The 20105-nt window shown below is 38.9% G+C and carries 18 protein-coding genes; 3 read left to right on the top strand and 15 right to left on the bottom strand.

Annotation, left to right across the window (positions count from 1 at the left end):
* Positions 1-55: 55 nt before the first annotated feature.
* Both MHB40_RS07895 and MHB40_RS07890 read right to left on the bottom strand, forming a co-directional pair.
* The gene (locus tag MHB40_RS07895; protein WP_342443058.1) at positions 56-1036 is read right to left on the bottom strand and encodes a VanW family protein; all 981 of its coding nucleotides are present in this window, start codon (positions 1034-1036) and stop codon (positions 56-58) included.
* Between the two features lie 171 nt (positions 1037-1207).
* Entirely contained in the window at positions 1208-1936 is a 729-nt protein-coding gene (locus MHB40_RS07890; protein WP_342534248.1) for a TPM domain-containing protein, read from the bottom strand.
* 186 nt (positions 1937-2122) lie between these two features.
* On the opposite strand from MHB40_RS07890, the gene MHB40_RS07885 reads away from it, so the two are divergent.
* On the top strand, positions 2123-4621 hold the full coding sequence (locus MHB40_RS07885) for a LuxR C-terminal-related transcriptional regulator (protein WP_342534247.1): 2499 nt from the start codon (positions 2123-2125) through the stop codon (positions 4619-4621).
* A 74-nt stretch (positions 4622-4695) separates the two neighbouring features.
* Here the strand turns inward: MHB40_RS07885 and MHB40_RS07880 are convergent, their stop codons facing one another.
* From MHB40_RS07880 to MHB40_RS07865, 4 genes are all read right to left on the bottom strand, one after another.
* Positions 4696-4983, bottom strand: coding sequence for a hypothetical protein (locus tag MHB40_RS07880; protein ID WP_342534246.1), 288 nt, complete (start codon positions 4981-4983; stop codon positions 4696-4698).
* 24 nt (positions 4984-5007) lie between these two features.
* Complete coding sequence (locus tag MHB40_RS07875; protein WP_342534245.1) at positions 5008-5196, bottom strand: hypothetical protein; 189 nt, start codon at positions 5194-5196, stop codon at positions 5008-5010.
* Between the two features lie 499 nt (positions 5197-5695).
* Complete coding sequence (safA, locus tag MHB40_RS07870; protein WP_342534244.1) at positions 5696-6304, bottom strand: SafA/ExsA family spore coat assembly protein; 609 nt, start codon at positions 6302-6304, stop codon at positions 5696-5698.
* Between the two features lie 231 nt (positions 6305-6535).
* Positions 6536-7165, bottom strand: coding sequence for a hypothetical protein (locus MHB40_RS07865; protein ID WP_342534243.1), 630 nt, complete (start codon positions 7163-7165; stop codon positions 6536-6538).
* Between the two features lie 148 nt (positions 7166-7313).
* Between MHB40_RS07865 and pgeF the strand changes: the two genes are divergently transcribed.
* Positions 7314-8078, top strand: coding sequence for a peptidoglycan editing factor PgeF (pgeF, locus tag MHB40_RS07860; protein ID WP_342534242.1), 765 nt, complete (start codon positions 7314-7316; stop codon positions 8076-8078).
* Positions 8079-8115: 37 nt separating this feature from the next.
* Here pgeF and MHB40_RS07855 read toward each other — a convergent pair whose 3' ends face one another.
* From MHB40_RS07855 to MHB40_RS07840, 4 genes are all read right to left on the bottom strand, one after another.
* Positions 8116-9228 carry a Ger(x)C family spore germination protein gene (locus tag MHB40_RS07855; protein WP_342443053.1) on the bottom strand — a complete coding sequence of 371 codons (1113 nt, stop codon included), beginning with the start codon at positions 9226-9228 and terminating at the stop codon, positions 8116-8118.
* Positions 9225-10307 (bottom strand): GerAB/ArcD/ProY family transporter, encoded by a 1083-nt coding sequence (locus tag MHB40_RS07850; RefSeq protein WP_205442412.1) that lies wholly within the window; start codon positions 10305-10307, stop codon positions 9225-9227. Before MHB40_RS07850 ends, MHB40_RS07855 begins: the two co-directional genes overlap by 4 nt.
* 22 nt (positions 10308-10329) lie before the next feature.
* Positions 10330-11724, bottom strand: coding sequence for a spore germination protein (locus MHB40_RS07845; RefSeq protein WP_342443052.1), 1395 nt, complete (start codon positions 11722-11724; stop codon positions 10330-10332).
* A gap of 152 nt (positions 11725-11876) precedes the next feature.
* A complete protein-coding gene (locus tag MHB40_RS07840; protein ID WP_342534241.1) occupies positions 11877-13250 on the bottom strand; it encodes an amino acid permease in 1374 nt (457 codons plus the stop codon).
* A gap of 260 nt (positions 13251-13510) precedes the next feature.
* Here MHB40_RS07840 and MHB40_RS07835 point away from each other — a divergent pair, with 260 nt between their 5' ends.
* The gene (locus MHB40_RS07835; protein WP_342443051.1) at positions 13511-13699 is read left to right on the top strand and encodes a hypothetical protein; all 189 of its coding nucleotides are present in this window, start codon (positions 13511-13513) and stop codon (positions 13697-13699) included.
* A gap of 213 nt (positions 13700-13912) precedes the next feature.
* Here the strand turns inward: MHB40_RS07835 and MHB40_RS07830 are convergent, their stop codons facing one another.
* From MHB40_RS07830 to hydA, 5 genes are all read right to left on the bottom strand, one after another.
* Entirely contained in the window at positions 13913-14122 is a 210-nt protein-coding gene (locus MHB40_RS07830) for a hypothetical protein (RefSeq protein WP_016995612.1), read from the bottom strand.
* Positions 14123-14167: 45 nt separating this feature from the next.
* Entirely contained in the window at positions 14168-15682 is a 1515-nt protein-coding gene (locus MHB40_RS07825) for an NCS1 family transporter (RefSeq protein WP_342534240.1), read from the bottom strand.
* A gap of 124 nt (positions 15683-15806) precedes the next feature.
* Positions 15807-17069: an NAD-dependent dihydropyrimidine dehydrogenase subunit PreA gene (gene preA, locus MHB40_RS07820; protein ID WP_205442406.1), complete on the bottom strand. Its 1263-nt coding sequence runs from the start codon at positions 17067-17069 to the stop codon at positions 15807-15809.
* A gap of 162 nt (positions 17070-17231) precedes the next feature.
* Entirely contained in the window at positions 17232-18599 is a 1368-nt protein-coding gene (locus MHB40_RS07815) for an NAD(P)-dependent oxidoreductase (RefSeq protein ID WP_342534239.1), read from the bottom strand.
* 100 nt (positions 18600-18699) lie between these two features.
* Complete coding sequence (gene hydA / locus MHB40_RS07810; protein WP_342534238.1) at positions 18700-20103, bottom strand: dihydropyrimidinase; 1404 nt, start codon at positions 20101-20103, stop codon at positions 18700-18702.
* Positions 20104-20105: the final 2 nt, after the last annotated feature.

The raw sequence follows: 20105 nt of genomic DNA, 5'->3' as shown, positions 1-20105 counted from the left end.
TATATCATGCCATCCAAAAAAAGACACCAACGTCCAGAGGTGTCTTATCACGACATTATGAGTTCTTCAATAATTCTACATATTTTTCTGCCGTTCGAATTTCAATTGTTAGAGAATTCTCTCCATAGCTTGCCTTAATTAAAAATGGTACGTCATTTGCGTTTTGAAACCTAAAATCTAACGTATCATAAGAAACCGTAGCATCTCTACCTTTTGGAACATACCCTACATCTAAGGAATGATGATGTCGCTCCACATATTTGATTGGAATTTGATCTACTGCGTTAAAGAGAGTTGAAGATGTTTGACAGATTCCACCGCCAATACCCATGACTACCTTCTTATTAATAATTTCAGGTGCAGGCTGATAGCCATTTGCTTCGTCTCTCGGTCCCACAATTGTATTAAAAGAAAAATAATCGCCACTGCCTACGATCACATTATTAATGGCTCTTGCAGAAAGCTCTATATTTTTATTTCTTCCTAAATCAGCACGATTGAAATACGTCGTATAGGATGCAACAACTACTTCCTCTAATAAAGGAAGATCCTCAAAATAATAGCCACTTTCTGTTATATAGAGTGGCATTTCTACCTGACCACCAGTCGCTGAAGTTTTTATAATTCGCTCCACTAGTTTACTTTCTTTTAAAATGATTTGCGGCTTCCCCTTGATGACTTGCCCATTTTCATCCAGTCGATCAAGTAGCATACGCTGATCAAAGCCATCTGAAGTATCTGTTCCTCTCGCCCATTCCCTTGCTAATTGTTCTATGTGCTTTTGATAGGCTTGTGGGTCTGTATCGAAGCCAAATTCCTTTGGAAATATTGTTGTAATTACCTTATTCGTAGTTGGATCAACAACCTTTACAATAGGCTCAATCAATTGCTCTTGTTCATATGTAACAGGTTGCTGCACTTCTTCGCGTTGTTGAATTTCTTGTTCTAGCTTGTTATCATTGACCGCTTCTTTATCACATCCTACTAGACCTAGCATCCAGATTATGCCGCTTGTAGCTAACCACTTCTTTTTCAACCATCAACACCACCTCTATCTTCATACTACAGAGACATCTTATTCGTCTATTGCTCATAGTGTGTTGTTTTTTGGTTATTTTTATTTGTTAAGACAGCAAAAACACGCTACGGTGTCAATTGCAAGACATTGTAGCGTGTTTATTTCTTAAAGATGGTGAGGCAACTAACGCTACCATCCTCTATCAGCCCCGCCGCCACCTCCAGAATCATTGTCATTATTATGCCAATAGCTTGTAGAATCCTCAGAACGAGATTTAGCACCTTTTGATTGGTCACCCTTCATAAACAATCCCATAATAAACAGTAAAAGGAAGAATGCTGTAGTAAGTCCAATAGCAGCAAACAGTAAAAATGCCAGCCAGTCAGTCAAGCCCCATTCTGCAAAATTCCAACTTTTTGACTGTGATAGATGCCCTTCTTTCACAGTTTGAATTAATACCTCAAACGTATTGAATATAGCTTGATTAGGCTCTTCTTCTTGTAACGCTGGAATAGTGTAGTCATCAAGAATCTGCCCTGCTAGTTCATCGTAAATAATGCCTGCTAAATCATCACCAACTTCAATACGTGTCTTTCGATCCTCCATTGCTAATACGAATAAAACACCTTCGCCCCCTACACCATATTGTCGGAAAGCCTCTTTCGCAAATTCTGCAATGGTTTGCTCACCTGTTGTTTGTATCGTTAATAGAACAATTTTTGCAGATGTTTCCTCCTCCAATTCCTTAGCCATCTGTATTAATTGCACTTTCTCCTCTATTGTGAGTAATTCCATAAAATCTTGCACATATATATCACCGACAGGAGCTGGAACAGTTGTTGCATAAATACCTTTTTGACTAAACAAGAACATCGTCATGCAAAAGAAGAATATATATATTATCTTTTTATTCATCATGATCACTCCCTCCTATAATGTTCATTTTCTATGTATAGCTACGTCATATTTCTAAAATACACTAGGAGAAACTTATTGACTACTAGTAAAAAGCAATGATAGGTCTATTAACATACGAAAAAAAGGCGATAGTTTAGTAAAATAAAAATTATATTGTAAAATTTTTCTTAAATTAAGGAGAGGGATATGATGCCTTACACATTATTATCTTCTAAAATCACGATACCACATCATTCAGCTACGCTAATAGAACGAACGCAATTACTCGATTTGTTCGATCAACATAAACATGTTAAGGTAACCCTTTTACGTGCACCAGCAGGGTATGGGAAGACAAGTATACTTAGCAGTTGGCTTCAATATAAAGGAAAGGCAATCGCATGGGTTTCACTGGATACAGCCGATAATGACCCTATTCGCTACTGGACATATGTTTTACATGCTATTGCCAAGGCTTATCAAAATCAAATAGATCAAGTGCTAGCACCTCTTTTAAATACACAGGACTTTGCAACACTTGAGTTTTTCATCCATTCTTTAATCGAAGAAATCAACACAACCGAACAGCCTATTTATATTGTACTAGATGATTATCATCTGATTAACAACCCTAGCATTCATCAACTGATGACTCAATTCATAGAGTATCTGCCACATCATGCTCATATTTATGTATTGACTCGTTCAGTTCCTCCCCTTCCCATAGCTAAATGGCGTGTTAAACAATGGGCACACGAATTTCATTCTGAACATTTACGGTTTACGCTTCAGGAGACGAGGCGATTTTTTTCTGCCAAACATTCAGTCTCTTTAACGCATCAGCAATTACAAAATATAGTAGACAAAACTGAGGGTTGGGTTGCTGGCATATTGTTAATGAGCTTGGTCAATGAACAGGAAGTAGAGTCATTGCAACCTACTGCACAACCCTTTATTTCTGAGTTTCTATGGGAGGAAATTATTCATAGCCTTCCATCTCAAACTCAAGAGTTTCTCCTGCGCACCTCCCTATTACGAGAGCTAACTCCAGCTATTTGTAATCAATTGACCAAGCAGACAAATAGTCGTGAGTTATTGGAAAATTTTGAAGCTAAAGGGCTATTTACACTTCGTCTACAAGCTGACAAGCCCATTTTTCGTTACCACCATTTATTAGCTGAAGCTTTACAAATGGAATTAAGTAGACAATTTACCACACAAGAAATCCATGACCTTGTGTTTGACACAGCTCAATTCCTACATGACCAAGGTGACTATGTCTCGGCGATAGAACTAGTCCTACAACATGAACATTATGAGCAGGCAGCATCATGGATCACTGAGCATCTTGTTCAACTCTATTTAACAGGACAAACCGCTACGTTTATGCGTTGGTTACAGCAGCTTCGTCTTGCACAGTACAATGCTACCTATGAAATGCTTGTCATAGGATTCCTGACAGCAGTCTCAGCAATGGAAGTGGAAACAGCCACCTCACTTATGCAAGAACTAGAGATGCGTCAATTAGCAGAACAGTGGATGGAGCAGGAAGAACATGCCGCGATGATTTATATATACGAAAGTGCGAAAGCATTTGCACTTGTGGCTTCAGGTGGAGATTTACAGGTAGTAGCGGACATTATGCGCAAGCAGCTTGCAAAGGGGCCTATTTCTTCGCGTTGGGATCATGTCCCTATTCCTTATAACAGTTTTGAATATAAACTTTTACGCACTAGTATTGGATCAAAAGGACAACTTCAACTATTAGAAGATGGCGCTTTAATCAGTGAGCTTTTTAGAGAAACATCTTTACAAACAGCGAATGTCACAGCATTTAGCTATGGGGTTGCTGCTGAATCCTTATATGAGCGCAACTTACTAGAATGGGCTCAAAGGGAACTAGAAGTTGCTATCAAGCTAGGCCATCAATTGAAAGATCCTGGATTATTTATTCCGATGTATCTATTAAAGGCAAAAATTTATGTCGAGCAAAATCAAATAAGTTCCGCTCTAGCCATGCTAGGACAGCTATATGAGGATATAACGGAAAAACATTGGCGAACACCTATCCAAATTATGCAAGCCTATTGTTATCTTCGCAATGGTGATAGCCAGCAGGCGGATGTCATCTTACAGGCTACTAAAACCAAACAACCATTTTGGCAATTGGTACATGCCCGCCTCTCCTTAGCAAAAGCACTACCAAATGACGCCCTTACAACGGTCATTCAGGTGAAAACAAAAGCACAGCAGGAAGGACAAATTGCTACAATAATTGAAGCAACTGTGCTTGAAGCTATTTGTCATCACAAGCTAGGTAACCAAGCCATTGCCTTAGACATATTACACGAAGCGTTCGAGCTTGCAGTTAAATTCTATTATGTTCGAACATTTTTAGATGAAAAAGACTTATTACCATTGATAGATAGTTATTTGGAACAACTTGATCAAAAATGGGATACCATTCCCACTAAATACTTTAGCTATCTACGGGAAGGCGCCATTGTCAACACAACGCCACTGGCAATACTGACACAACGGGAACAGGAAATGTATGATTTATTAGCAGAGGGTATTACCAATCGTGAAATAGCTAATGAGCTGCATTTATCAGAAGGTACTATTCGTGTTTATTTATCCACGATTTATAGTAAGCTAGGCGTGAACTCCCGTGCTAAAGCCATTGCACTTAAAAATCAGCAGTAGTTCTACGCTTAAACTTTAGACAAAAGGCATCGAGTTTATCGCATCGATGCCTTTTGCCGTTCATGAAATTAACCTTAGGCAATTAAATCAGATTTCTTTAATAATTGCTGGAGCATGATAATCACTTCTGCACGTGTCACGTTTGCCTTCGCTGCAATAGTCGCATGACCTTGGCCCGTGACAATACTTGCTATGATACATGGTGCTACATCATCTCGTGTCCATCTAGCTACACTTCTATCATCCGTAAATTGTTGAAGTGTTACATTGGTATTTTGAATTGGTAACAGTTCCTTCAATCCTGTTAACGTCATCTCCTTGGAAATAATAGCCATCGCCTGTTCGCGTGTCAGCAGCTCCATCGGTTGGAAGCAACCATCTTCAAATCAAGTAATTAATTGGTATTGCTGTGCCGTTCTAACTGCGTCACTATACCAATCCGAAGTTTTCACATCTACGAAATCTACTGCTCCCTGTTGTGGCTTTAAGCCCAATCCACTCTTTACTTGAACATTGCCATAGATGGCTCTCACAGTAAAATCAGTTGGCGGAACAATCAGCACGCTCCATTTCATTGTACCTGGCAAAAAAACATGACAATACTGACGAATGTTAATGACTGAACTATTAACATTTAAAAATCGTTATCGTCTTTAAGCAAGGGGAATACTCACGAAGCTACTGCAAATACCCGCGGTGCTACACCCAATACCCGCGAAGCTACACCCGATACTCGCGAAGCTACACCCGATACTCGCGAAGCTACACCCGATACTCGCGAAGCTACACCCAATACTCGCGAAGCTACACCCGATACCCGCGAAGCTACACCCAATACTCGCGAAGCTACACCCAATACTCGCGAAGCTACACCCAATACTCGCGAAGCTACACCCAATACTCGCGAAGCTACACCCGATACTCGCGAAGCTACACCCGATACTCGCGAAGCTACAACCAATACCCGCAGCATTTACTAAAAAAAGAGCATCAACTAGCTATCTAATTAGCCAGTAGATGCTCTATCATTTTCAACTCTTGTAAGAAAGCTTCAGTACAAAATAATGCGATTCTTTATTTTTGAATAAACATTTGTGTCCAGTAGTTACCGTCCTGTACATACCCTACACCAATATGTGTATAGCTTTTATTGAGGATGTTGGCGCGGTGTCCTTCACTGTTCATCCAGGCCGTTACAACTTCCTGTGCGGAGCGTTGACCTTTCGCAATATTTTCACCAGCAGATTTATACGTAATACCGAAGTTTTTCATCATTGTAAAAGGTGTACCATACGTTGGACTTGTGTGGTCAAAGTAATTTTTATCGTGCATATCTTGCGACTTATATTTAGCTACTCTAGCTAGCTCCCAATCTTCTTGTAATGCTGAAAGACCTGCTTTTGCGCGTTCTGCATTGACAAGTTTAACTACCTCTTGTTCAACCGTTGCCTGTTCTTTTACAGGGATGTTAATTTTTTGCCCTGGGGAAATTTGATTTGGATTGGCAAGTTGTGGGTTGGCATCAATTAATTCTTGTACACCCGTTTCTGTTTTTAATGCTATTTTCCATAGTGTGTCTCCAGATGCCACTGTATAGGATTCGGCTGCCATTGCCGCAACGGGTACTAATAATGAAGTTGCTATTACTGAAGCGAGTGCTGCTTTTTTTATTTTTTTAAACATGTTAATCATCCTTCCTATTTGCTCTACCATTATCGTAAATAGTTTCAGAGCCATAATCATCACAAAATATTTGGAAGGATTTTTACATTTGTATGACAAGCACGCAATATGAATGGTCGAAGCCCTTTATCACGCTATTCTTTGTCATTCGGCTTGTCATCAAGTTGCAATCTATTTGTAATTGGCATACATTACTAATAGATTTGGTGTTCAAAATTTGCACAATATATCCTATTTTGCTAATTGTTTACACTGCAATCGATAAATTAAAAGAATATAGAGCCAATCATAAAAGAGTGTTGCAACAGAAATAATGGTAATCAATGGCGTGCGGAAGTAGAGATAAAAGCCAACTGCAGCAAATAATGTACCTACCATCTTACACACTGCAATCCCCATTGATTGGCCAGCTAAATTCCCTCTTTTCAATAATAAAGCAATAAATAACCCTGACATCATAAGATTTTGGAAGAATGCTACGTACTTTCCTTCGAAATCTTGAAACTCATAGACTATGCCTAAAATGATCAGCATGCTGAAAATTAACGAGATCAAAAAGGAGAAATACAATAGCTTTTTTGATAGCATCTTTCGATATTCATTTGGAGCATAGCGTAAAAATTGCATTAAAATAAAGACATCCAATACGAACCAAATCAGCGTAATATAGCGTTGGAGGTCATTTTGTGGGTAGAAAAAGGCAAAAATAAATTCCCATGAAATATTGGCACAAATAGCTGCCATAGGCATACCATAGGTTTTATCTTGCCATCCTTTATAAATAATAAGTATATATGTAAATATCCAAAAAAGTCCCATGCCTACTTGGCAAATTAATAATATGTCTTGTTCACTCAACATTCACTCTCTCCCCCTCTCTAGCATTCCTTCTACTATATGTGAGGAAATCGATTCGATATGTCTAAAAGTTTGATAGACGGGTAAAAGAGTAGCTACGGCAACCTATACATTCCATAAGCAATCCTATATAGTAAAACGAGGTGATTAAATGAAAATAAAAATGTATGTAGATAATGAGCAATTGATTGCTGGGACTACCTTAAAAGATGTGATGGAAGTAGAGCACAATAATATGGCTTTGCATAGTTGCCAAGATGTTCAAGCTATAATTGACAATCGTCAGCATTTAGCCGCGACTTTGAACTGTGACTTACAAAATTTTATTTGTACAGAGCAAACACATAGTGCAAACTTCCATAAAGTCACATTAGCCGATCAAGGACGTGGGGCAGCGCAAATGGATACAGCGGTGAAGAATACCGATGCGCTTTATACAGTAGAGCCTAACTTACTATTATGTAGCTTTACGGCAGATTGCGTTCCAGTTATTTTTTATAATGCTGTGAATGGACTCGTCGGTGTTATTCATTCAGGATGGCAAGGAACCGTCAAAGAAATAACACCCAAACTGTTTCAGCATCTGATGAAGGAAGAACAATGTCGACCAGAGGATTTTCATGTTCAAATTGGTATGGCGCTGAGTCAGCAAAAATTTGAGGTAGATGCAGATGTTTATGAAAAGTTTCACAGCCTCGGCTATGCCGAAGAATTTATGTATTACAATGCAGAAACGAAAAAATATCATATTGATAATCAACAAACGGTCAAAAAACAATGTGAGCTTGCGGGTATTCCTCCTGAACAAATTCAAATTGATGAAACCTGTACATTCCTTAGCCCAGATGGCTTTTCTTACCGTCAAGACAAACAAGCAGGGAGACATTTAAGCTTTATTATGCGAAAAGCACATTAACAAAACAGGCCAATTCTTGACGAGTTGGCCTGTGCTATTATTTTAATGTACCTGTACTAATAATGGACGTTTCTACACGGACGTTTACGTCTAATTTTCCAATGAGCTCTCTTGTTTTTTTCGTCGTCCATTTTCCATGATGGTACATTCTGAATTCTTCACTTAAGCCAGCGGGGTCTACCTCTGTTTTATTTAATCGCTCTAAAAAACCACCAATATCCTGTTCAAGCTGTTTATTCACATCTTTTTCTAAATCACTAATACTTTCAACCGTGAATAATTGATACTCTCTTTCTCCCTTATATTCGCTTAATGTACCCTTAATTTTTAAGAAAATCGTTAATTCGGGTGATTCCATATTTTTATTACTCTCTTTTTTCACACTGCTCTCGATTAAATCGATCATTACCTTTTCTTCTCCGTGTCCCGCGTTTAAATCCAGATGCAGAGGCGCAAGGTTCTTCCGTCCACTTAATGCTTGGATAACAAGTGCTTCCTCAGGTTTAATTAATTCATGCATATGATTCCCTTTAAATATGGCAACGCCTTTAATTTCTAATTTTTCCCCTCGTTTTTCAACATAAGGTAATACTGTATCAATTACTGGATTGGTAATCGAATACATAAAATCATGAATATTAGTATTTGGATTAAAAGCAGTATTAATACTAGGCTCTAATAGATTATTCAAATAGAAATTAATACTTGGCTTATCAGGATAATCCCCTTTTAAAATCGCTTCCGCATTATCCTTCACCACGGCTATCAATACTTTATTACCTACTTCTGCATTACGATATAAGTGCTGAATGATTTTTCGAACATTCCCTTTCCGTGCAAAATCTTCGTTTACTAAGACCACTCGCAATTGATTGAAGACTATTTTCTTATCGGATTGCTTTTCGATTTCCACGATGCCGCTTGACACTAAGTCTGTTGTAATAGAAAACGTTTGTGTGTCTTTTTCTGCGTCTGGAGAATATTGAGGAATTGCTACTGTGAGCCTCATCTGGTTTTCATCGATATAATCAAAGGCCATCGAATCTACCATCCCAACATCCTCTAGAGGAACTTTTATTTCTTTTTTAGAACAACCTGCCAGTAAAACTAAAATCAAAAAAGAAATGATGCATAGCTGTTTATGTTTCATACTTGCACCTGCTTTTTTCGAATTATATATATCAGAATTAAAAACACGGGCCAAATCACCAGCAAATAGCCCATATAGTTACTTGCCATAAATAATTTTTCTTGAAATTCACGCGAAAAAGGCATTTTTATAATAATAAAAATGATGAAGGCGATGATATATAGCTGATAATTTTGTTTTTTCTTTTTAAGTAAGGTATCCACACCCCTTTTTGCACACCAAACATAGGCTGTGACCGAGGATAGTATAAGAAGAACCCAAAGTGTAATGCCAATGATATCGATTCGCTCAATAAAGGTAAATTCTCCAGCTTTAAACAAGTTTAATACTGAAAACTCTACATTTTTCAATTGCCACTCTGAATAATACATGACGCTAATAGCTGTTGTAATAAAGCATAAAAAAATACTAATCCAAATGCCTATTAAGGAATGACGGAAGGCCTTTTTTTGATCGATGATATAAGGAAAATAAAATAAGATCAATTCGTAACCAAGTATAGAAAAATAACCTTGCTTTAACGCTTCATAAAATTCATTCGGTGTGAAATTAAATAGAGGCAAAAAATGACTAGGATCACCTTTTTCAATCGCCCAGCGCGTAAAATAGATGACGCCAATCGTGATAAAAAAGGTCATCATACAAAATCGTGCAATTGATTTTATGCCCCCACTTACGATGTAAATAAGCAACAGTAAAAAGCAAAGTACAGGCAAGGTAATTGTTTGTTCCTGTAAAGCTGTGCTTTGAATTAAGTGCATATAATTACTAATAATTCCTGCACTAAAGACAATAAATTGAATAATGATGAGTATATTTATAAACTTTCCGAGCCATTTTCCCAATAGTATTTCATTCATCCGAAATAAATCATCATTGGGAAATTTAGAGCAAAGCCATACCATGGCAAATAGCGTCAGGCTGGCAATCACGCCAAAGAGAAGCGGCATAAATGTTTGTGTATAGCCCATAGAACTTAGTTTTTGAGGTAGTGAAAGGATACCGGTACCAATCATAATACTTTGTGCTAAGAAAATGACATGATAGCGATTTAACACCTTTCCATTTGTTGTATTCAAAGTTGACCACCTCATTCTGGTTCTATTTTTTCTGTGCCTTGGAAATCCCTGATTTGTTCCTTAAATATTTTGTTGGAAATCTGATGACACTATCCAATAAATCGGTTGGCTTTCTTGGAATAGCAGGTGTCATATAATGTGTGCCTAAAGATTTTAGACTTAATAAATGATGAATTAACCATGCAAAGGCGAGCATCTGTCCAAACAAGCCAAATAACCCTGCCGATAAAATAAAAATATAACGGATAAATCGGCTAGTATTACTCATTAAAAAAATCGGCGGTAAGAAGGACAGTAGAGCTGAGGTTGCGACTAATACAATGAGTATATTACTGAGTAAACCAGCTTCTACAGCGGCCGTCCCTATTACAATACCTCCTACGATACCAATTGTTTGTCCGACTTTGGCAGGCATTCGGGAGCCCGCTTCTCGCAAGACTTCAATAATCAGCTCGATAAATAACACTTCAATCAGCGGTGGAAATGGCACCTTACTTCTGGATTCCTGAAGATTTAATAATAATTCATATGGCAAAATTTCTGGATGGAAGGTTAAGGCTGATATATACATAGGTGTAATCATGATCGTTAAGAAAAAACCAAAAAAGCGCAACATCCTTAATAAAGATGCCGTTGTCCAACGGTTGTAATAATCTTCAATCGACACGAACATTTCAAAAAAAGAAGTGGGACAGACAATCGCTAATTGACTATTATCCATAAAAACGACAATTCTACCATCTAGAAGATAACGGCAAATACTATCTGGTCGGACTGTCATATAATATTGAGGAAACGGCGATAATGGATTATCCTCAATTAATTGCTTCAACACGGATATATCTGTAAATAACGGATATTCTACCTGGTCGATACGGTTTCTTAGATCATCTAAATTTTCATGACTCACTATATTATCCATATACATAATCGATATTTTAATATTAGCTTCGGACCCAACAATTCGGTTTTCATTTTTTAGCATGGAGCTTTGAATACGTCTTCTCACTAACGAAATATTCGTTTCGAGTGATTCAGTAAATGCATCCTGTGGACCAATTACAGTTGACTCTGTTTCCGTATCCGTAATAGCCCTTGTAGGTGCGCTATATGTATCGACGCTTAAAAGTGCATTGGTTTCGTGAAAGAAAAGAAGGGTTTGCCCAGCATTCAATTTTTTAACGACACCCTGTACATCCTTTGGGTCCACATATTGAGCCATTTGATGAATTTGTTTCAAATTATTGGCCAGTGGAATCGTCACCATGGTTTGTAAGGTCATTTTTTCGATGAGTGAGGAGAAATAAATGACCGTCACATCCCCTTCTTCTGTAGCAATCATTTTCAGTTTTACATCATCGACTTCGTTAATTTCCTGCTTTAATTTAGCGACAATTTGTTCAGGTATCTCGTTCATTTTCGCTCCACCCCTTTCATTCCGATGAATACCAATCCATATCATTCATTTTTAGTAGTTTGGCTTTTTTTCGTTTATTTATGTAAAAATTGTGCTAGCAAAAATAGCCATACAAAAAGGATGCATCCCAGTTAGAGATACATCCTTTTATGCTATTCTATAGAATCTTTGCTGTATCGGTTTTTACCAATACCAAATACGTAGTAGCTCATTGTTACGAGAGCTAAGAAAATAATGCCAACAATTAATGATACGCGTGTATCATCATTGAACCACATGCCAACTAGCACCATGATTAAAAAGATAATCGTTACATAGTTTGTAATGGGTGCAAAAGGCATTTTGAAAGGATGCTTCGCCAGTTGCGCTCCCTTTTCTTTTCTAAAACGAATTTGACTAATTAAAATGATAAACCATGGAATCATCCCTGGTAAAACACTTGCACTATACACATAAACAAATAAATTTTCAGGGGCAATATAGCTTAGGATAACACCAATGACTAACCCAACTAACACGCCCGCTGTTCCAAATAACGGTACGCCATTACTAGAAAGCTTGGCGAAAAATTTTGGTGCTTGACCATTCATAGCAAGTGTATATAACATACGTCCAGCACTATAAATCCCACTGTTACAGCCTGACATTGCTGCTGTGATGACAACAAAATTAATAATACCTGCGGCCGCTGTAATACCTACCTTCGCAAATGTCGCCACGAAAGGACTACCAATTGTCCCAAGCTCATCCCAAGGATACACTGTAACAATGACAAAGATTGCACCGATATAGAAAATTAAAATACGCCAAATAATGCTTTGAATGGCATTGGTAATCGTTTGTTGAGGATTTTTTGCTTCCCCTGCTGTAATCCCAATGAGCTCTACCCCTTGATAAGCAGCAACGACTAAGGATAGGGCAAAGAAGAAGCCTGTCCAGCCACCCGTAAAGAAGCCACCGTGACTCCACAGATTAGATAAGCCAATTGCTATACCATCGTTGCCAAAGCCAAAGAAGATCAATCCAATTCCTGCAATAATCATTAAAATAATCGTCACGATTTTAATCATCGCAAACCAAAATTCAAATTCACCAAATGATTTGACAGAGATGAAGTTCGCCACACCTAAAATCACCATCGCAATAAGACCAGGTATCCATGCTGGTAATTCTGGATACCAATACTGCATATACGTTCCCACTGCTATAATTTCAGACATCCCAACAATGACCCATTGGAACCAGTTACTCCACGCTGTTAAATAACCCGCTAAAGGGTGAATATATTTATAGCCAAACGTGGCAAAAGAGCCTGTACTTGGCTCTGTATAAAGCATCTCACCCATTGCCCTCATAATGAAGAAAATAAAAATACCTGCTATCCCATAGGCAAGGAGTACAGAAGGTCCCGTCCATTGAATAGCACTTGCTGAGCCCATAAATAGCCCTACACCAATCGTACCTCCAAGTGCAATCATTTGAATATGACGTGCTTCTAATCCTCGTTGTAATTCCTTATTGGCCACTCCATAACGCCTCTTTTCCTGATGTAATTTCTACGTTGAACATCCTTTAAAAATCATAAACAATTATTCTAAAAAAGACAAATGTATTTTTAGGAAAAACAAAAAATAATGATAATTTGATAGTTTCAACAAATACCACTCTTTTATTTCAAAAAATTCTTAAAATTCGATAAATTAAACTTTATCTCACAAAAGTAATTGACCTAATTATCAAAAAAGTATAATATCTTTATATATTTTTAAGAAAATGAGGAATTTTTGTGCGTAAAACAGTATTTAGAAGAAAGAAAATAGAGGATTTATTGCAAAATAAAGGGACTATTCAACTAAAGAAAACATTAGGAGCTTTCGATCTTATCCTATTAGGCATCGAATTCAGATATTGGGCTATTTTGATCGCTACCGCTAGTATGAAAAATAAGGAAAAGACACTTTTGCAGGATGGTTGATTGGAGTGGAGCCAGCGTCACTCCTAGGGGAATTAGCGGCTCATCGGACGCCCCCGGGAAAGGTCGCTGGCGGAACGGAAATCAACTCCTCGCCTTGCCAAAAAGTCTTTTTCTGCTATAGACATGATCTTTTACATCCAATCCCTCCATTTAATACAAGGAAAAGAAAAAAACTCTATTCCCATTTTAACGAAAGGAATAGAGTTTACGTCTTTATTGTAGTAATGTTTGTTCTTGTAATTTGGCAGAGAAGTATTTACGTGCATCTGCTGTTAGAATTTGTAGCAATGTCACTTCTTCCTGACGAGCAAATTCAACAAACATTCCACTTAAATTTTCGTAGACATATTTGATTTTAAAGCCACTATCTAAATAATGATCTACTTTTTGGATTTCCTCTGTGCTTTGTTGGAATTCAGACATGCCATCACCTCACCTTCTTTTGAAAATGTCTTGATGTTGTCTCTCTTACTCGGCACCCTTCATTTCGAACAGAGGATCTTGTTGCTCCACCAGTTCATCTTCATCTGGAGCCGCCGTTGGAGCTGCTGGTTGCCCAAATAGTTCATCTAAATTATGTCCAACCGTAATGCCTAAATATTTGGCATCACTTGGATCATCTAGCTCAGCTTGTGGATACTTTTTAAACCACCAATACTTCGCTAATACATAATATACAAACGCTCCTACAGCGAACCCTACTAAAGAGGAATAAGTTGAAAATATATTCGCAACTACTCCGCCAATTACCCAGGCGATTAACCCTGCCATATTAAAGCCCTTATAATATTTAAATTGCCCGTCTAATTCGTAAAGCTCTTTTACATGTACTCGCCGCTTACGAATGAGGTAATAATCAGCAAATAAAATTCCTACAATCGCCGTTAAAATACCCCCAATGATTAATAGGACATTGACCATCACATCAAATAGGCTCCAAGGCTGAGCAAGAATACCGATAATTCCTGCAATGACAACCCCTACCCAGAATGGAACTTTTGGTCCTCCAATATTAGAGAAAATAGTAGCTGCTGGCACGACATTAGCAGAGGTATTTGTCGACCATTGTGCTAACACAATCATCAACAATAAAATTCCTAGAATAAAGCCACTTGCACTTTGCTGTAAGGCATTGATTGGATCAGCCGATGCCACAGCCATATAACACACTGCTCCAATTGTAACAATGAACGTATTCGTAATGGGCATGACAATTAATGAGCCCACAAGCTGTGTTTTATTGCGCTTGAACCAATTACGCTCATATTTAGGTGCTTTAAAGAATCGAGACAGGGACGGCATATCAGCTGCTAGTGTTGACCAAAAGCCCATATTTGCCATGACCACTACCATAAAGGCTGTAAAAGCAGCAAAGCCTGTTGTTGGAGTTTCCACCCACGTCCAAATATTTTTTCCCTGAGATGTTGCATTATCTGCCAATGTGTAATACATCCAACAAGAAATTAAAATAATGACAGGGGCTGCTAAATCAGCAAAGCGCTCAATGGATTTAATGCCCAGTGAAGTATTAAAGAGTTGAAGTGCTGCAAACACAAGGAAACAAATAAACCAATTATCAAAGCCAAACAATAAATTTAAAATACCGTTTATCGCTAATGCACCAAAATACGTATTCAGACCAAACCAACAGGCAGCTGTAACGCCTCTTACAAGAGAAGGTATATGCGTACCGAATGTGCCAAATGGTGCTCGCATGTAAACAGGGAAAGATAGCCCATGCTCTATCCCGATATCACCAATTAACGTCATAAAAACACCGATTAAACAAGAACCTACCAATGTTGCCACTATGACCATTGGTAAGGATAAGTTCATGATGGCTGAACCACCAATGGCAAAAGCCGCTAATACAATCGCCATTCCTATCCAAATCACTGCAAAACCAAATGTTCCAATATTTCTTTGTTGATGTGTCACTGGAAGTAAATCTGGGGATTTTAAATAATTCCCTTCACGTTCCATAATGTTTCTCTCCTTTTTTTCTAATTTCCGTGACAACCTACTTGAAGTGCCTTCCTTCACCAAAAATGCTGAAGGAAGGTGGAATTTCGATTTTAATCTTTATTCAAAATTGAACAACGGTACTTTATTTTGCTAGACTGCTAAGAAGTGATTGGCGTTCATTCCATGTCATTGGCGGAATTGTGGATGTACGTTCTACCATTGAAATGGCCCCATCGACAGGGCAAACAATCGAGCATAAATTACAGCCTACACAGTCTTCCTCACGAACCTTTAACATTGGGCGACCATCCTCCGTATAAAGATCAATACATTGATGGGATGTATCCTCACAAGCGATATGGCATTTATTGCAATTAATACAAACGTCATTATTAATTTCTGCGACAATTTTATAATTTAAATCTAAATCGCCCCAGTTTGAATACCTTTGCACAGAGCGACCGACTAAATCCATGACTGAAGCTAAGCCTTTATCATCTAAGTAGTTATTCAGCCCATCAATCATATCCTCCACAATACTAAAGCCATGATGCATCGCTGCTGTACATACCTGTACACCTGTTGCACCCATTAAAATAAATTCCGCAGCATCTTGCCAATTGGAGATGCCTCCAATGCCCGAAATCGGTACATTGACTAATGGATTACGGGCACACTCTGCGACCATATTCAGTGCAATTGGTTTAACTGCTGGACCACAATAGCCTCCATGAGCTCCTTTGCCTGCCACATGTGGTACTGTATTCCAAGAATCTAAATCAACACCCGCTAAACTGTTAATCGTATTGATCATACTTACCGCATCTGCTCCACCTCGTGTTGCTGCTTCTGCCGTCACGGTAATATCCGTAATATTTGGCGTCAGTTTAACAATGACAGGTGTACGCGCCGCTTCCTTTACCCAGTACGTTTGCTTTTCCACCAATTCAGGGACTTGACCAGAGGCAGAACCCATGCCTCGTTCTGCCATCCCATGTGGACAACCAAAGTTAAGCTCAAGACCATCAACCCCCACATCTTCTACACGTTTCACAATTTCATGCCATTTTTCTTGTTTTGGTTCCACCATTAACGAGGCAATAATTGCGTGATTAGGAAATTTCTTTTTCGTCTCATAAATTTCTTGTAAATTGACTTCTAGTGGTCGGTCCGTAATTAATTCAATATTATTAAAGCCCGCCACACGTTGACCATTATAGCTAACAGCTGCAAAACGGGAAGACACATTTAAAATCGGTTCCCCTAACGTTTTCCATACTGCGCCACCCCAGCCTGCTTCAAATGCACGCTGTACTTGATAGCCTGAATTCGTTGGTGGAGCAGATGCTAGCCAAAATGGATTCGGCGATTTGATGCCCGCTAAATTAATGCGTAAGTCTGCCATGTAAGTTCCCCCTCTATCCCTTACTAACAATCTTTTTTGTACTGAAAGCATAGCGTCAGGTATAGGCTGTAAGACCTCCAAGTTCAGCAGCCTGTAAAAACCCGATTGGTGAAACTAACAATCAGTGGAGGATGAAGAGCCTCCACTGATTGAAGGTTCACTTTATGCAATCTCACTTGGTTTTCTTAAACGTTCATGAATCTTGTATGCTGCATCTTTGCCTTGTTGTACAGCGGTCACTACCATCGCTTCACCCTGTCCATTGCCAAAGACAACATCTCCACATGCAAATACCTTGTCATTGGACGTTTGCATTGTTGTCTCATCAATATCGACGACACCATTTGTATGAGCTAAATCAAAGGCTTCAATTAACGATACGAAACGAGTTTGCCCGATGGCTTTAATAACAGCATCCACTTCAATGATAAAATTGGAGCCCTTTACTTCTTCTGGGCGTTGTCGACCATCAGGACCCGCCTCACCAAGCTTCATTTTCACACATTCAATGCCTGTCACCTTTCCTGCTTCATTGCCGATAATTTTCTTTGGTGCCGTTAACCACTTAAATTCCACGCCATCCTGCTTGGCAAATTCATACTCAAATTTGTATGCCGTCATTTCTTTTTGTGTTCTGCGATAAAGAATTTGTACATTGTCTGCTCCTAAGCGTACCGCACTTGTAGCACCGTCAATAGCCGTATTTCCAGCACCGATTACAGCTACTCGTTTCCCTACAATATCATTTGTAAGCGGTCCCATTTTTGTTTTTCGAATAAACTCAATGGCATCATGTACCCCTTCTAAATCTTCCCCATCAATGCCCAGATTTGGGACAGCACCCATGCCGACAGCTAAAATAACACTGTCATAGTGCGCCAAAATTTCAGCAGCAGAAATATCCACACCTACAGCTGTGTTCGTTTGTATGTCCACACCAAGCTGTTCAATCTGCTCTACTTCCCAATCTACGACATCATTTGGCAATCGGAACGCTACAATTCCATAGCTTCCTAAGCCCCCAGCCTTCGCTTCAGCCTCATAGATCGTTACTTGGTAGCCTAAGCGACTGAGTTCACGCGCTGCCGACAAACCAGCAGGACCTGCCCCAACAATGGCTACTTTCTGACCATTATATGACCCTGGTTTAAATAGCTGAGCATTGGTTTCCATTGCCCAATCCGTTGCATAGCGCTGTAACTCACCAATTTTAATTGGCTTTGTTGAAGAATTTAAGACACACGCCCCTTCACACAGTTCTTCCGTTGGACAAACTCTTGCACAGCTTGCACCAATTGGGTTTGCTTCTAATATAGTCGTAGCTGAACCCTTCATATTACTTGATGCAATTTTTTTTATAAAATTTGGGATTTGAATACTTGTTGGACATGCTTTAATACATGGTGCGTCATAGCAATATAGACAACGATTGGCTTCCTCAATAGCCTCATTCTTTGTCATCTTGCCTTTTAGTTCCACAAAATTACGTCTAAGCTGCATGGTCATCGCATTCTCTTGAATCGGAACCATTTCCACATCCCCCTCATGTGTTCATTTTTTCCGTACTCTAATTACTAGACCGATTGCTTTGCTCTCCAGTCAAAACAATCGGTCCTATCCCTGTAGGAAGCTAAATATTAAGTGCTTCCGCAGCTACTGTTTTTAATGGACGTTTAATGTATCGCCCACTGCCAAGTACGCCTACAAATTCTTTATTTTTAATGACATATTCCCCACGTACGAGTACACTAACAGGCTCACCTGTTACCTCCCAGCCCTCATATGGGTTATAGTCCACATTCATATGATGTGTTTTAGCCGAAATTTGGCGCTGTGCCTCTGGGTCAAAAATGACGATATCCGCATCTGAACCAATTGCAATTGTTCCTTTTTGCGGGAATAAGCCAAATATTTTTGCGGCACTAGTAGAGATCATATCAACAAATTCATTGATGGAAATTCTACCTTTTGCCACGCCCTCTGAATATAAAATACTGAAACGGTCTTCAATAAATGGCCCGCCATTTGGAATTTTCGAGAAGTCATTTAAGCCTAGCTGCTTTTTCCCCTTAAAGCTAAAGGAGCATTGGTCTGAGCCAATCGTCTGTAGTTGTTTTGCCTTTAAGGCATGCCATAAATGTTCTTGATGATATTTAGGACGAAGTGGAGGTGACCAAACATATTTCGCTCCCTCAAATTCTGGCTGTGCTAATGCTGATTGATCGAGTGTTAAATATGGTGGACAAGTTTCACCATAGACATCATAGCCCTTTTCACGGGCAGCAATAATTTCATCTACCGCTTCTTTACATGTCACATGCACCACATAGAGCTTCGCACCAGCTATATGGGCTAATTCGATGGCACGTTTTGTTGCCTCACCTTCCAATTCTGCAGGACGAGTCAGTGCATGATAGATTGGTTCCTTATGTCCTGCACGTCTTGCTTCCTCTACTAGCTCATCAATAACAGAGCCATTTTCACAATGGACCATCACTATCGCACCAAGATCCTTGGCGATTTTAAAGGCTTTAAATAGTGTACGATCTGTCGCTTGGAATTCTTTTGCATAAGCCATGAAGACCTTGACAGAAGTAATACCCTCTTGCTCCAATAGTTGTGGTAATTCGGCTTCGGTTTCAGGTGTTAATTCACCAATCATTAAGTGGAAGCCATAGTCAATAGCTGACTTTCCTTTTGCCTTGTCATGCCATTTTTCTACCGCTGTCGATAATTTTTCTTCCCCTGCTGTTAAACAAAAATCTAAAATAGTCGTTGTCCCACCAAAAGCCGCTGCAATAGTGCCTGATTTCCAATCATCATCTGTCACCGTATTATTGAATGGCATGTCTAAATGCGTATGGGGATCAATGCCACCAGGTAATACGTACTTGCCTGTAGCATCAATAATTTCAGCGCCAGCATCCGTTAAATTTCGGCCAATTTGAACAATTTTACCGTTATCAATTAAAATATCTGCCTCATATACATCAGCAGCCGTTGCTACTCGTCCACCTTTAATGATTTTTTTCATTA

Source organism: Lysinibacillus sp. FSL K6-0057, assembly GCF_038630885.1.
In the GTDB taxonomy this organism is placed as follows: domain Bacteria; phylum Bacillota; class Bacilli; order Bacillales_A; family Planococcaceae; genus Lysinibacillus; species Lysinibacillus fusiformis_F.
This window is presented reverse-complemented; position numbering and strand designations above follow the sequence as displayed.